Raw genomic sequence first — 15,048 nt, forward strand, 5'->3', positions numbered from 1 at the left:
TTATATGTTAAATAGCCTCTGGAAAAAAGGAACAAATTTTCTCGGTAGTGAGTTTGCCATAATGGGTGGCGCTATGAGCTGGGTTTCAGAGAGAAATTTGGTTTCAGCAATCTCAAATGCTGGTGGATTTGGCGTGATTGCTTGCGGTGCAATGTTTCCAGACTTACTGAAAAAAGAAATCATAGAGACACAGAAATTAACTAACAAACCATTTGGTGTAAATCTAATTACTATGCACCCAAAGTTGAGTGAGTTGATAGATGTGTGCATTGAAACGAAAGTAAGCCATATAGTGCTTGCCGGTGGACTACCAACGAAGCCTAATATAGAAAAAATCAAGAGTGCGGGCATTGAAGTTATGTGTTTTGCACCAGCATTAAGCCTCGCGAAAAGGTTAGTAAAAATGGGAGTAGATGCGTTAATAATAGAAGGTATGGAAGCAGGAGGACATATCGGTCCTGTTAGCACTTCTGTTCTCGCACAAGAGATATTACCTCATTTTAAAAATGAGAAAACACCGGTGTTTGTTGCAGGTGGAATAGGAAGAGGCGAAATGATAGTGAACTACCTAGAAATGGGAGCAAGTGGCTGTCAAATAGGTACATTATTTGTCTGCACGAATGAGTCAATCGCTCACAAAAATTTTAAAGAAGTATTCATCAAATCAGCTGCGCGTAATGCTGTATCTTCTGTGCAGATTAGCGCTGATTTCCCTGTAATTCCAGTAAGGGCTATAGTTAACAAAGCAAGTGACGATTTTATGGAGCATCAAAGAGACATTATTGATAAATATCAAAATGGAGAAATCTCAAAAGAAAATGGGCAGCTTGAAATAGAAAAGTTCTGGGCTGGAGCCTTAAGAAGGGCAGTAATTGATGGAGATGTTGAAACAGGATCTTTAATGGCCGGTCAAAGTGTTGGCATGGTTGATAGAGAAAAGCCTGTAAAAGAAGTGATAGATATGTTAGTTCAACAGGCAAGCAATTATGTTGAAATGTAAAATCAGTAATCAGCAAAAAAAATAGTTAGCAAATTGCTATAATTATCCGCAATAAGGCATAACTGCCCAGTTTTAATGTAAAATTAACGCTAAAGAGGTATTCATACATTTTATTTATATGAGAGGAATGTTATGTTTGATTCATCATATGAGAAAAGAGTGCTATTTGATAGCGCAGTAGGAAACAATACTTACTCATCTACTAGCGATCCTATCAGAAGTTCACAAATCTCAGATAAGAGAAAGGAGAAAACAGGGAATTCTTCAGCATCAAAAACGAAAGAGTTGCACGAAATTATACACAAAAAGGTCACAAAAAAAAGACATAATCATGAAAATCTAAAAAAGGGAGATGGAACTATCGCAAAATGCATAGAGTTGTTCAACAAAGGAGCTGATCCGAACATATTAATTAAATTAGAAAAATTACTGAGAGAGCAAGAAAAATATTATAATTATTACACCAAGAAATTTCTTCCAGCATTGGAAAAAGAAGTGATAGAGTCAGAGGAATTAATGAAACCTTCAGTACTTAACAATGAAGAAAAATCATCACAAAGATCACCAACAATAAGAGGGGAAATATTACGAATAATTTTAGAAATTACTAATAAGGGCAGTGACAAAAATCATTCTAGCGTTATCCAAAATCAACAAGATAGACAAGGTAATGCGGAAACATTTAACAAACAAAGTCTTTCTGGTAAAGTTGAAATTCCCAAAAATTCAGGTATTAATCCTCTGGAAAAGGATTCTTTAGCTAAGGGTGTAAGTGGAACAGGAATCTCTGGAACATATAATTCCTTGAGAAGTTTAGATAGTTATGATGCTTCAACAATTCTTACATCAAAACAACCGCAAGCAAGAAAGAAGATCACACAATCACAATTGAATAGTCAATCTGATCTTTCGATTGATAGTAAAGATTTAAAAAATGAAAAGCCTAATATAACTGTGAATGCTGTAGAAGTGCCAAGTGGTGCAAATACTTCTAAACTCAGTAGTAGTAGTAGTGATTTAGATAGTCGAATAAATTCATCTAGCTTGGCATCAAGTAGCAGAAGGAACAGCTTAACTTCAGTAACAAGCATTTCATCTGAGGAAAGTGTACACTTAAAATTAAACCCTGCTGAGGAAGATAATAGTTTGCAACTAGAAGATGAAGAAAAAACAAAATTAGTACATCCGAACAAAACAAGGCCCAAAGGCCCAAGCGGAAGAAGATCCCCTTCTAAACATTATAAGAAGACTGAAGAAGGTCCTCATTGTGTGATCTCAGTGACAGGCAGTAAGGTAAAAGATACAATGCAATCCAATAATTATGAAAATAATAGTAAAATTAAACAACTCAATAACAAAAACCTTCACGTCGCACTTGTAACAAGTTCTGCTCTCTTAGCAATAGGGTGCATTTTTGCAGGAGCAATGACATCAGGATTAGTAGGAGCAGGACTGTTTGTGGTGGCTGCAGTGTTTGCTACAGCTGCTGCTGCTGAATTTTGTTCAAATATTCTGTCAAGTAAATTGATATCCATTAGTGTGAGTCCTCTTGTTGATAATAAAGGGCTAACACAGTGATAAAAGTTAAATATGAGTTACTTATGGTGAGCAAGTGAATTCGGTTCTTGCCTATTGATGTAAAAATTGTTACAGTTAAGGAGTATCTTAAAGGTATTTAGCTGATGCGTATTCAATTGGGTAGAGTTTTTGCTATTGTAGCCCTGTTAAGTTTTATCTTCATGTCATGTTCTAGCAAAGCAAGTGATGAATTGAAAAATATACCAGGAACGTTGAAAGAACTTATTTCTTCATTTTCAGTTAAAGATACTATGGAAAATATGAATCCTTCGACAATTATAGGGTTATGTATAGCTACAGTGATACTTGCAGTAGTGTTCAGAGGTCTAATTTTCTTCATGATACTGTTTGGTGTACTGATCATGATGTTTGGGAGTACAGAAAAAGCAACAGATTACTTGAAAGAAAAATTCAACTTTGCAAAAGATATAAAATTACAGCCCGACAGCGAAAAAAAAGATAAAAATTAAGATAGTATTTTTATGTTTTTTAATTATCTTTTTATTGAATACACATAATGTTGTATGCAACCAAAAGTACCGGCCACTAGCTCTAATTCTGAAAAAAAGAACAATTTAGCGTTACTAGAAAGTATTAATTTAGATTTTATCCCTTATGCTTGCCACTACGATGAAGAAACTATACTAACAAAACAGGGGGAATTGTTAAAAATAATCAAGTTAGAAGACTATTCTTCAGTTGATAACTATGGTGATCTTAGAACTGAAATTAGAAAAAGTATATCAAAAAATATCCAGAGTTTATATTTTACAGTTTGGATTCACACTGTCCGTAAGCGCAATAAACTGAGCTTACAGTGGAATAAAACTGCAGACTTTTCCGATCAGCTACACTCAACGTGGTTTAATAAACTAGTTGATAGTAAACTACAGTATATAAATGAGTTATACATTGTGGTGTTACTTAGTGATTTTGGCAAACATATTAATAATGCATTTTTTTTTGGCAGGATAAAGAATAGGCACAAGTTATTTTTACAAAAAAATCATCAAGAATTACAAAAAATAACTGACCTGATTCAAAAAGATTTAGAACCTTTTGGAGCTAAAAAACTGGGCCTTAGGTCTAGTGAAGGCAAAATATATTCTCAAATGATGGAATTTCTCCATTACATTATTACATTAACGCACAAAGATTATCCAATATGTGAAAGGGATCTATCGCAGCATGTTAAAAATTTAAAAGTAGCTTTTGGTTTCAATAAATTTCAAACATCGTTTGAAGGTCAACAGAAGTTTGGTTCTATTTTTTGCATAAAGGAATATCGAGAAATCCCCTTAGAAAATATAGATAGGTGTTTGCAACTTGACTCTGAGCTTATCATCACAGAAATAATAATATTTACTAGTAATAATAAAGCAGTAAAAGAATTTAAAAAACAAATTAATATACTGCAAATCAGTGAGGACAATACCTTACTTCAAAACTCAGGAATAAATGAAATAATAGAGCTTGAAAAAATTTCTGCTATGGATTTTTGTCAACAGAAAATTATTGTTACAATCTTTGCAGATGATAAGAATAGGTTAGCTAAAAATATCAGCGATTTATCCTCTGTAATGTCGTTAATCGGGTTGATGATGTTTAGAACTGATCTGCACATGGAAAATCATTTTTGGGCACAGCTTCCTGGAAACTTTGCTTTTGTTACACAACCAAAAAATATATTAGAAAAATATGCTTGCAGCTTTGCTATGTTGCATGATTTTACATCAGGTACGTTAAAAGGAGGAAGATGGAAAGAAGCAGTAACAGTTTTTTTTTCAAAAAAAGGCAGTCCTTACTTTTTTAACTTTCATGGAAAGAAAAATAATGGTCATACCACAATACTTGGAGCTCCAAATTCAGGTAGAACCTCACTGATCAATTTCTTACTTTCGGAATCAAGAAAATTTAACCCTAGGATTGTTATATTGGATAATACTGGAAAATCAATAATATTTACTAAAGCAGTAAGCGGCCAATATTACATAATTGATCCAAAATATAAAGATAAAAGTCTAAAATTTAACCCACTGAACATTGAAGATAGTGCTTCTAATCGCAATATGCTTGTTGAATTGATCAAAAGGATGGTTGCAGATGCAAGTTTGGTAGACGTAGAAGAAAAGACAAAAAAAATTGTAGATTCTATATTTGCTATACCAAGAGAATCGCGATCTATTTCTCAAATTTCTGAAGTGCTTTTACTTCTTGGAGGCAAAATAAGTAAATGGTGTGGTGAAGGTGAATTTGCTTACTTATTCCAAGATGGTGATGAGTCAGATATTGACTGGGGAACAAAAACTATATCCCTCAATACTGCAAATCTCACTAAGCAAAAAGAATGTATGTCCGTGATACTTTACTATTTCTTATACTCTTTCGAAGCAAAATGTGATGGCTCACCTGCAATACTTGTTTTGGATGAAGCATGGGAGATAAGTAATATTTTTCCTACAGAGGGAGAGTTTGACGACTGGATGCAAAGAATGACAAAGTTAAATGTTGTAGTAATTCTAAGTACTGAAAACTTAAACCTAGCATTTGCTAGCAAGTTTACTCAATATTTAGATAAGCATGTCGATACGAGAATCCTGATGCCGAACATAAATGCAAACAGGTTATACATGAAAGCATTTTCTCTGTCGAAAGAGGAACTGAATGTCATTTTGCAAACACCAACACAGGAAGGTTTATTTTTGATAAAGCAATACAAAGGTTTAGTAACTTTAAATCTAGATTTGAAGAATATGAAAGAAATACATGTACTTTCAGCTAATAAAGAGACTATAAAGTATATGTATGAAGCAATAAAGGAAAAAGGCGAAAAAGTGAGTAAGTGGTTACCGGCGTTCTATGAAAAATGTAAAGCTTAATTTTTTATTGATATTCTCCTTGATATTTTGTCTTTCTTATCAAGGATATGCTGATTGTCCGCCTCTTGTAGAGAGTAATACTACACTTGAAGCTGGAGGCAAAAAAGCTTTGGAGGGTTTTTTAGCAATTTTTACTTTTGGTACTAAAGGTAGTTTTAAAGTTGATGAAAAGCTATACCAATATATTACAGTAAGACAAGTAAAAGACCAAGGAATTGATGGTTATTTTAATCCAAAGATTAAGGTCTGCGACTACGAAGGGAACGACAACTGTTATATATTATCCAGTGGAACATCTTGCCACAAAATATATGGCACACAAGCCACAGGTGCTGGAGTTTCTGCAGCAGCTTTTATCGATTGGGAAGGAGATAGAATGTTAGCTGATGGAACAATTAAGACAGATAACAGTAAAGAAATCAAAGAAGGAATTGCGAAACGCCTTGAATGGGAATGGGCAGATGGTGTTACTGATGAAGAAAAAGTAAAATTTGCTAATGCCCCTAAAATATGTGCTTGCAGTCAGAAAGGGGCTTGTATGGACACTTTTTTTGGAGGTCTTTCTAGAATCTTTTCAGGGGAAAATATTTTCCGTCCAGGGAATATGGAAAATGTTTGCGATACCTGCTATCAAACCAAAGTACAATGTGTGCCTGTACCACTTGCACCTGGCCCACCTCCATTTTGTGAACAACTTGCGATGTCACCACCACAAGTTAGAATTGTTCCTATAACAAATGAAGAAAATGATTATTTCCATCCAAGAGTTGGAGTCATTATTGGTGAGCTGAAAGAAAGAAGGGAGCTACCTTTTCCGCGCGGTTTTTCAAATAGTGAGAATACTCCAATTTATCCATTTACTATTAAAGATACTATCCATTATCTCAAAACCTATAGAAAAAAAGGTCAGCTCTGCGCTGAATACTATGGTACTGAGGAAGAAGAGTCCGAAAGAAAATTACAATTTCCTGCTCGCTGCTTCCCAGCGCCACCTGCTCCAAAGATTGAAGAAGTGAGCATACCAAAGCCTAATGAGGGTAAAGGCGAAAATACGCTAAAAGTAAAAATGAAGATGAGTGAGAACGTTTGTACTTATGACGCACGTGGAACTCACAGTAATGGCATCTGTACTTTTTATGTTAATAAAAATTCTCCTACATATGTTGGCCATCTACCTTTAAAAGTAGTAAAGCCAGCAATAGTGGCAAAAACAACTGATAGCAGTAACAGTAAAAGCGACATCGATAGCGTAATAGAAGGTATATTAAAAAATAATTCGCAATTTGAAGTTCTAGAAAAATATGGGTATGTTCCCGATATCGAAGCAGAATGTAAAGAGCTTCAGAATGGTAAGTGCAAACTAGATGGCTCAGGATATCCAAAAGTAGAAATAAAATATAAAGAAAATCCTAAAAGTAAAATGCTCTGCCTTTCTGGGTGGCAACCAGAACCAGAGGAGTTTGTTCTTGAAAAAGAAAGTAAGCTAATATCGCTAAAATCAATGGGGGCAAGATACAATAAATACAATACTGTTTATTCAAAGGAGTCTGATCAGCTTTATTATTTTCCCTGTAACGAAACAATTGAGGTTTTAGCACAGCCACAAGATGCACTGAATGAAATAATATTTAATAAAAAAGGATATATTTCCATTCCTGCTGAAAATAAGTCTAGAGATAACTGCATGGCAAAAGAGGATAAAGAGGTAGATACAAAACAAAATTGTGACAAATGCAAAATAGTATATGAGTTAACAGATGGAAAGTATGAAGAAAAAAACTGTAATCACGGTGATGATGGTTGCCTCTGCTTTGATGGAGTATGTAGTCGCTCAACACAGTATGTAGATAAGAATGATAAACTATTTTACTTAAGATATGAGGAAGTGGATTGCAAGGATAAGGATGGTAAAACAGTAAAAAACGAGAAAGGTGAAATACAAAAGTGCACACAATTAAAAAATCAACCGATTAAAGCAAATAGAACAGAAGTCTTTTATGCTGATAAATTGTGTAGGTTCGATTTAGAGGGTTTAAAAAAGAGATTACGTGAAATAATAATAGCACAATTGAAACATAAGAAGCAGATTATTGAAAACAGGGATCAAAAACTTTATGAGCTTGGAGATGGCTATACAGATGATCTGTCAATGTATGATTACGTTGAAATAGAAGCATGGGGAGGTGGTGAAGCTGGTCATATAGCTGATAAAGCTCAGTCTACTGTAAGTAGACTAGGAATGCCAGGTGATTACATTAAAGCTAAACTAAAAATCAACCCCAATTATCCCTATATTAAAGTAAAAGTGACAGAAGGAGGTGGTGGACAAGAAGATGATGAATCTAACAAGGATGGGGGACCAACTTTAATAAAAATGTGCAGAGACTCTTCAGAAACAATTTGTAAAGATTTAATTACTGTTGCAGGCGGAGGTACATACAGAACCTATGGGGGAAAGAATTACAAAGATACAATAATTCATGAACAAAGTTTAAAATTAAAAGAAGAAATTAAGAAAGGGGACAAGCTAAACTCTAGTAAAGATAATAAAATAGCATATATAGAAAATGGTGAGATTGGGTATAAAGATGTAACAAAATGTAGTAAAAACTACGTGAATAAAACATATGGTGCTGGTGGTTGTATCAACGAAAGCAGCAAAAGTTATAGCAAGGGCGCTCCTGGTTACGCAAACATTAAACCTATATTTGATGAAATTAATAAAGAAAGAGTAAAAAAAATAGATGATGCTATTGAAAAAATGATACAAAATCCAGATGACATCACAGGTATTGATGATTCCTTAATAAATAAACTTGATCAAAAGATTATTGATACAATTAAAGAAGAAATTAGAAAAGAATTGTTAGGTCTATAGTCAAAGAACCCTGATGGTTGCAAATGGGGTAAAGTTGAATTTACATCACTGAGAGTATCTGTTCAGGTGCATGTCAAACGTATCCGTTCAGGAGAGTGGTTTAAGAAACAATAGATAAGTATCCGTTCAGGAGAGTGGTTTAAGAAACAATAGATAAGAGGTTTTGGAAAGGATTGAGACCCCTTTGTTTCCATGTTAAGTATAACGAAATTATCCGTTCAAGGAATGCATTTCCCCGCTTTGATTGTGTAAAATACGAATTTTTGCGGTAAACGACATAATGCCGTATCTGCTGTTCAGCATGGTTGTTTGTCAGCGGAATGTTTTTTGGGTCATCTAAAAAATTCCACATCATTCTTTCAGATTTCAAAATATTTTTCGCAACTCGAGAGGCTCCAATTGCTTCAGGTAAGTAGGATATTTCCTTCAAGTAATACCTTGTACGTTTTCGCAACTTTCTGGCACGTCTGGCAAATCTAAAAACATCTATCTCATTTTTTAGCAAAGCCTTTTTTAGTGCAAATAATTCAGTAGCTACATTTCTTAAGTAACAGCCAAGAACTTTGACTTCAATATTCCAACTATGCGCTAATCTTTCAAAATCCCTTGCTAAGTGTGCCCAGCAGATTTGCCTTTTTTCATCAGCAAAGTAATTGTATACTGCGTACCTGTCGGTTACCACTAAGCTATTATGATTGCAGCATGCGTTATTTTTTAAAACTTTCATTCCTCTTGACTCTGTCAACTTCACAAAACTTGCCGTATTGCTTGCAAACATCCAACACCAAGCGAGTTTACCTTTGTTATAATGGCTCGTTTCATCAATATGTAGAACTTTACTCCTACTTATCTCTTGTTCGATCTGCTCATACATTTTTTTGCATTTTGAAGCAACTCTATGTTCACTATTTGATATGCTAACGACGCTTATGTTCAAATTGAAGATATCATTTACGACACTCGCTATTTCGCGTTTTGAATTTTTGTAGAATCCGCTGAACGCTGCAATTATTGACTTAACCCTTGGACCAAATGTATCTGACGTAACACCTTCTGGTAACTTACTGCTTCTTCTTTTTCCGCATCTCCGGCAACGACCATGCTCCATCTGATATTCCACTACATAAGGCCTAATTTCCGGAAGATCAACTTTTTGATGAATGTACGGTCCATTGCATATTGCAATCCCTCCTCCGCATTCACAAGTAGATGACAACTTTACTTTTATCACCTCATCTGCATCCATTTTGGCGCGAAAACTTCCTTTATGACCAACCTGACCACCAACGTTTCTGTCGCTCTTTGGCTTGTCCTTTTTTATTTTGTACAACTCTCTAGAGCTTGGTAGAGATGAATTTTTCGAGTTTAAACCAAGCCTTTCCTTTAATTCAGCGTTCTCTATCTTTAAAGCCTTGTTCTCTGCTTTTAAACTTTCATTCTCCCTTTCCAGCTTTTCTATTTTTGCTTCTAACTTTTCTATTTTTTGCTGTAAATTTTTGCAAAGCTCTAAAAGGTTTACCACATTACCTCACTTTTGCTCTATGATTATCTTTTTAGATCACCTTGTCTACCTTATTCTGCCACTCCGCTGAACGGATACTGTCAAACCAGTGTTTCTTTTCTTGTATCTCAGTTCCCATAATGTCATCCCAGTGCGTGACACCCATTTCTTTCTAGTGCTTCCTTCCTTGTCATCACAGCTTCCATAATGTCATTCCAGTGCTTGACACTGGAATCCATGTAAATTTAACTGGACGCCAATGTCACAAACTAGTTTTCTCATCTATCTTATTTTGCTACTCTGCTGAACAGATACGTCAATTTTATCTACTGATGAGCTAGGTTTGTTGTTCTTCACATGTTGTGACAAAAGCTCCTTAACTCCTTTTTTCACAAGAAGTACTGAATTTGTATCCTTTTCAAGCATAAAAACTGTAGAGTTTTCAATTATCTCAGCTATTTGTAAAGGAGTATCTCCTGAATGGTTTTTAATATTAGCATCAGCTCCTTTTGCTAATAGTAATCTTGCTATTTCTTTGCGGCCTGTTATAGCTGCTATATGTAGAGGTGTATTGCCAATCTTATCGCCAATATTGACATTTATTCCTTCTATACTAAGTAATAACTCAACTATTTTCTTATGGCCATTCTTGATAGCTACACTTAAAGGATCTCTATCGACATTACAGCCATTGACCTTAGCACCATTATCAAGAAGCAACTTGACTACTGCTTCATGCCCATTCTGAGCAGCTAGATACAAGGGTGTGACATTATTTTTTTTATCTACTATGTTAACATCAGCATTTTTTGTGCTAATTAATAGTTCAACTATTTCAGTATGTCCGTTCTGAGAGGCTAAGTACAGAGCTGTTATACCAAATTCATTGTCTTTAGCATCAATCTCAATTTCTTGAGTATTAAGTAACACCTTTACAACTTCTACAAGTCCATTTTGAGCAGCAATATGTAAAGGTGTCTTACCATCAGTACAGTCTTTTATATTGGGATCAGCTCCCGCTTTAATTAACTCCTCTACTATAGCTTTGCTTTTAGCTACAACAGCAAAGTGTAAAACTGTACTGCCTTTAGTAGTTCTTGCATGAATATTAGCTTCTTTACTGATTAGTAACTTTACTACGTCTAAATGTCCTGAATAAACAGCAAAATGCAAGGCTGTAAATCCTTTTTTATCCTTGATATTGATATCAGTTTTTACATTAAGTAATAACCTAACTTCATTTATGTTACCATTATAAGCGGCTTGATGTAATAGAATATTTTCAACCGGGAGCGATTGAGTGCTGAACATATTTACCTCTATATAATAGTATGCCTAGTGGTACTACATCAAAACAAGGAACATTCAAGAAAAATTTTTGCATCTGGCAATCTATTTTCTCTATTCTAATATATACAAACTCTTTAAACCCACCTTGTAATCAGGATAAACTAGAGAGACACCAAGGTCTTTTTTAATTTTAGTATTGCTTACTTTTTTTGACCCTAAATAAAAACCCCGTGCGTAATTTGGTACGGAAGAAATCTCAACTGGCTCTGGAGGGCTAATATTGAGAAGCTCGGCTGCATACGTGACCACTTCAGATTGCGTAGCAGGTAAATCATCTGCACAATTGTATATCTCATAAGGCTTTATATTTTGCATGGAAGAAAATAAAATATTCGATATATCTTCAACATGAACACGAGAAAAAATTTTTTTCACATTTCTTGCTTTGCCAAGCTGCAGGTCAATTAGCGCATTTCTACCAGGACCATATATCCCAGCCAAACGAAAAATATGTACAGGCAATTTGCTACTTAGCCACTTCTTTTCAGACTCAAGGCGCTTTTCTCCTCTAATTTCTATAGGCTTTGTTTCAGATTCCTCATTCACCCAATTACCACAGTGGTCACCATAAACATTAGTTGCAGACAGATAACCAAGCCATTTAATATTCTCCAGACAATGACCGTATCTCTCCATAACATCATCGCCGTCTGGAGGAATAGAAACTAAAACATGCGTTACGCTTTTAAGCAGATCTTGATCAACCTTTTCATAATCAAAAAGTTGTATATCTTTATTTCTTGATGTACCGTTAACTTTCCAGCCTAAATTTAGCAATTTTTTCGATAGAAATTTAGCTACATATCCGTAACCAAAGCAAAACAAGTGCATGGAAATTAATTTCCAAAATTCTTCTTGATAAACTCAACCCCTAACCTTATTCCTTCTTCATTAATAATATGGCCTAATCCATGAATTGGGTATCCTTGAGCGTTTACTCCATTTTCTTTCAGAGCTTTAACCGCTAAATCAAGGGAAGAAAAAGGTACCACATCATCAGCGTCACCATGAATAATACATATGTTAGGTTTTGATTTGATCTCCGGTGCAGTTTTTGAAGGCGAAAGAAATCTACCAGAATACGCAACAACCGATGCACAAGACTGAAGCCGGGTAAGAGCCACATGTATTGCAAGCATTGCCCCTTGAGAAAATCCAACTAAAGAAAGCTGAGTATCTTTTAAATTAAGCTCCTTTAATTTTGTATCAATAAAATGATTTACAATTGATGCAGCATTTTTCACCCCATTATATAGTGCTTCTTCACTACGATCCTCTAAACTAAACCACTGATAACCATCACCTATTTCCCTCTCAAACGGAGCATTCGGTACCACAAAACATGAATAGGGTAAAAATTTGCTCATAACTTTAGCAAGGTGAGCGAAATTATCGCCACTTGAACCCCAACCATGAAAAAAAATAATCAAATTTTTCTTATTTCCATTTGGACAAATTTCTTGGCTTTGTAGTTCAATCATCTCTTCATCCCTTTATTTTATGGTAATACCAAATTTGAGCCTCACTATTGTTACAGCCTCCAGATGTTTACCTATGAATAAATACTACTTGCAACAACTAAAATAAAACTATTTAGTTTTATTCCCTTCCTCTTCTATCTTTTCTATCAATTTTTTAACTAAGCCTCTTAGCTTTTTACTGGATTCATCAAGCTCTTGAATCTGTGAGCTATCTTTTTTCATGAGCTCTCTATAATTAGCCTTTATGTAGTCAATCATTTCCTTCATTTGAGCAATCATCTTGTTGATATCCATACCACCCATATCAGGTATCATGCTAGGCATATTTCCTTCTAGCATACCACCAGCCATAAGTTGCTGAGACATTTGCATGAATGGCTTTAAGGTCTGTTGAAGCAAATTAGGGTCGCTTGCCAATTTTTCTATTTGCTCTTTGCAAGTATCCATGTACTGCTTCATAAATTCATCATCTTGCATTTTATCTGTCATAATTACACCTATTTGAAACTAATATTATATATTGTTTTTAATTAAAAACAATACAAGAACAACTATATTAATACTTGATTAAATGACAAATTAACTATTTTAAAGGTTCACATACTCTCTTTAACCATTCCTTATCTTTTATGCCATTTTCTATATTTTTATAAACAAATTGGTGATAGCTATTTATCCATTTAACTTCATCTTCAGTAAGCATTTGTATATCTATTAGCTTTTTATCATAAGGAACAGAGGTCAATTGTTTAAAGCTTAAAAAGACGTTTTCTCGCCTTTCAATATACATCAGATTCTCAATTCTTATTCCATACTTTCCTGGAATATAATAACCAGGCTCGTTAGAAAGTATCATGCCTGGAATGAGTTCCACTTTATTTCCTCTTGATATTGCTTGCGGTCCTTCGTGTACCGAAAGGTAACTTCCTACTCCATGTCCTGTACCGTGCATGTAATCCATTCCAAATTTCCATAAATGTATACGCGCTAATATGTCCAATTCTCCACCAGTAGTGCCAGAAGGAAAGACCGCACTTGCTATCGCAATGTGAGCTTTTAATACTATTGTGTAGTGAGCTCGTTGCTCATTGGTTGGACTACCAATTGCTATAGTTCTTGTAACATCGGTTGTGCCATCAAGGTACTGACCACCAGAATCGATCAAATATAGTCCATCTTTTTTAATAGCTTTATTTGTCTTATTGCTTGCACGGTAATGAATGATTGCTCCATTCTCGTTGAATGCTGAAATTGTTGGAAAACTCGATTGCTTAAACAAATTCTGCTCTTTTCTGTATTCTAAAACTTTTTCTTCAGCTTCAAGCTCAGTAATTTCACTGTCAATATTGTTTTCAAGCCAATATAGAAAATTTATAACTGCTACTCCATCTTTGATGTGCGCACTTATAGCTCCAGTTATTTCAGTTTGATTTTTTACTGCTTTGTGAATCAAACAAGGATCCTCCTTCTCAATTATCTGCTTATTTTCTATTAGACCTCTTTCATTACTTATTGTCATCCCAGTTCTTGACACTGGGATCCATGCTTTTTTATTTCTGGTCAAGCACTGGAATGACACCGAAGCTGATTTTTCATTTAAATAATGGTTATACAAGGGATCTATTGCATTCATAATGCTCATTGGAGTCGTGCTTGGATCTATCACCACCAAATTTAACTTATGTAGTGAATTTTCTAGCTCACTAATATCAAAAACATTTATATGGTTATCAAAATTTGCTTCTATAGTTGAATGTTCTTTATCTTGAATAAATAAATCAACATTGCCGTTTTTATAAAGTATTGCACGACCCAATATACAAGGAGTATATTCAGAACTTTCATTTCTTAAATTTAATAACCACGAAATTGAATTTGGATCAGTCAGAAGCACTGCTTCAGCCTCTATGTTTTTAGCTACTCTTTCACATTTATCCTTACTACTCTCACCAGATACATGTGAGACTATTGTTTGTGCTTTATGACTACTATCTTTTTTAATTAAGTATGGTACTAGTTTACAAATGCCTTCATATTTTCTTATGTCCTTCATAGTAAAATATTGCGGATAGTAACCCAGTGAGGTAGTCAATGTTAAGTTTGCTTTTACCCATTTGTGTGGATCCTCTTCTTGTATATTATATACTCGAAAACTGCCCTGATCGAGCTGACTGCGAGCTTGTGTGATATAGCGTCCATCTGTAAAAAATGGGCACTTATTACTCTTTGTAACGATAAGTAGCCCATTTGTTCCCGTGAAGCCACATAACTCTGCTAACTCTTTTGAATATTCATTTAAATACTCGTCTTTAGTATGTAACATAAATGCATCAACATTTATTTCGTGCATAAAAGAGCGAAATTCTTCGATTTTTGACATG

11 protein-coding genes are annotated in these 15,048 nt (G+C 34.6%); 5 read left to right on the plus strand and 6 right to left on the minus strand.

Annotated elements, in window-relative coordinates; translation table 11 throughout:
• Positions 1–4: 4 nt before the first annotated feature.
• The 5 genes from ONG75_RS03565 to ONG75_RS03585 all read left to right on the plus strand — a co-directional run bounded on the left by ONG75_RS03565 (position 5) and on the right by ONG75_RS03585 (position 8,335).
• Positions 5–1,000, plus strand: a complete 996-nt coding sequence (locus tag ONG75_RS03565) for an NAD(P)H-dependent flavin oxidoreductase (RefSeq protein WP_264375798.1) — start codon at positions 5–7, stop codon at positions 998–1,000.
• 132 nt (positions 1,001–1,132) lie between these two features.
• Positions 1,133–2,578: a DUF350 domain-containing protein gene (locus ONG75_RS03570; RefSeq protein ID WP_264375799.1), complete on the plus strand. Its 1,446-nt coding sequence runs from the start codon at positions 1,133–1,135 to the stop codon at positions 2,576–2,578.
• A 104-nt stretch (positions 2,579–2,682) separates the two neighbouring features.
• Complete coding sequence (locus tag ONG75_RS03575; protein ID WP_010402638.1) at positions 2,683–3,048, plus strand: hypothetical protein; 366 nt, start codon at positions 2,683–2,685, stop codon at positions 3,046–3,048.
• Between the two features lie 54 nt (positions 3,049–3,102).
• Entirely contained in the window at positions 3,103–5,457 is a 2,355-nt protein-coding gene (locus tag ONG75_RS03580; RefSeq protein ID WP_264375800.1) for a VirB4 family type IV secretion/conjugal transfer ATPase, read from the plus strand.
• Positions 5,438–8,335 carry a hypothetical protein gene (locus ONG75_RS03585; RefSeq protein WP_264375801.1) on the plus strand — a complete coding sequence of 966 codons (2,898 nt, stop codon included), beginning with the start codon at positions 5,438–5,440 and terminating at the stop codon, positions 8,333–8,335. The genes ONG75_RS03580 and ONG75_RS03585 overlap by 20 nt, the downstream gene beginning before the upstream one ends.
• A gap of 139 nt (positions 8,336–8,474) precedes the next feature.
• Here the strand turns inward: ONG75_RS03585 and tnpC are convergent, their stop codons facing one another.
• The 6 genes from tnpC to ONG75_RS03615 form a co-directional block, all read right to left on the minus strand.
• A complete protein-coding gene (tnpC, locus tag ONG75_RS03590) occupies positions 8,475–9,857 on the minus strand; it encodes an IS66 family transposase (protein WP_264375454.1) in 1,383 nt (460 codons plus the stop codon).
• Between the two features lie 261 nt (positions 9,858–10,118).
• A complete protein-coding gene (locus ONG75_RS03595) occupies positions 10,119–11,147 on the minus strand; it encodes an ankyrin repeat domain-containing protein (RefSeq protein ID WP_264375802.1) in 1,029 nt (342 codons plus the stop codon).
• Between the two features lie 90 nt (positions 11,148–11,237).
• The gene (locus ONG75_RS03600; RefSeq protein WP_007302062.1) at positions 11,238–12,017 is read right to left on the minus strand and encodes an SDR family oxidoreductase; all 780 of its coding nucleotides are present in this window, start codon (positions 12,015–12,017) and stop codon (positions 11,238–11,240) included.
• A 5-nt stretch (positions 12,018–12,022) separates the two neighbouring features.
• Positions 12,023–12,667 (minus strand): alpha/beta hydrolase, encoded by a 645-nt coding sequence (locus ONG75_RS03605; protein WP_064085659.1) that lies wholly within the window; start codon positions 12,665–12,667, stop codon positions 12,023–12,025.
• Between the two features lie 108 nt (positions 12,668–12,775).
• Positions 12,776–13,156, minus strand: coding sequence for a hypothetical protein (locus ONG75_RS03610; RefSeq protein ID WP_264375803.1), 381 nt, complete (start codon positions 13,154–13,156; stop codon positions 12,776–12,778).
• A gap of 94 nt (positions 13,157–13,250) precedes the next feature.
• The gene (locus ONG75_RS03615; RefSeq protein WP_264375804.1) at positions 13,251–15,047 is read right to left on the minus strand and encodes an aminopeptidase P family protein; all 1,797 of its coding nucleotides are present in this window, start codon (positions 15,045–15,047) and stop codon (positions 13,251–13,253) included.
• Position 15,048: the final 1 nt, after the last annotated feature.

Origin of the sequence: Wolbachia endosymbiont (group B) of Sphaerophoria taeniata, assembly GCF_947179355.1 — a bacterium.
Lineage (GTDB): Bacteria > Pseudomonadota > Alphaproteobacteria > Rickettsiales > Anaplasmataceae > Wolbachia.

What these genes read in the sequence shown, in the direction of transcription:
- ONG75_RS03575 (WP_010402638.1), top strand. Translation starts at nt 2,683, where the DNA reads ATGCGTATTCAATTGGGTAGAGTTTTTGCTATTGTAGCCCTGTTAAGT.
- ONG75_RS03570 (WP_264375799.1), top strand. Translation starts at nt 1,133, where the DNA reads ATGTTTGATTCATCATATGAGAAAAGAGTGCTATTTGATAGCGCAGTA.
- ONG75_RS03565 (WP_264375798.1), top strand. Translation starts at nt 5, where the DNA reads ATGTTAAATAGCCTCTGGAAAAAAGGAACAAATTTTCTCGGTAGTGAG.
- ONG75_RS03615 (WP_264375804.1), bottom strand. Translation starts at nt 15,047, where the DNA reads ATGTCAAAAATCGAAGAATTTCGCTCTTTTATGCACGAAATAAATGTT.
- ONG75_RS03585 (WP_264375801.1), top strand. Translation starts at nt 5,438, where the DNA reads ATGAAAAATGTAAAGCTTAATTTTTTATTGATATTCTCCTTGATATTT.
- ONG75_RS03605 (WP_064085659.1), bottom strand. Translation starts at nt 12,667, where the DNA reads ATGATTGAACTACAAAGCCAAGAAATTTGTCCAAATGGAAATAAGAAA.
- ONG75_RS03595 (WP_264375802.1), bottom strand. Translation starts at nt 11,147, where the DNA reads ATGTTCAGCACTCAATCGCTCCCGGTTGAAAATATTCTATTACATCAA.
- ONG75_RS03600 (WP_007302062.1), bottom strand. Translation starts at nt 12,017, where the DNA reads ATGCACTTGTTTTGCTTTGGTTACGGATATGTAGCTAAATTTCTATCG.
- ONG75_RS03580 (WP_264375800.1), top strand. Translation starts at nt 3,103, where the DNA reads ATGCAACCAAAAGTACCGGCCACTAGCTCTAATTCTGAAAAAAAGAAC.
- ONG75_RS03610 (WP_264375803.1), bottom strand. Translation starts at nt 13,156, where the DNA reads ATGACAGATAAAATGCAAGATGATGAATTTATGAAGCAGTACATGGAT.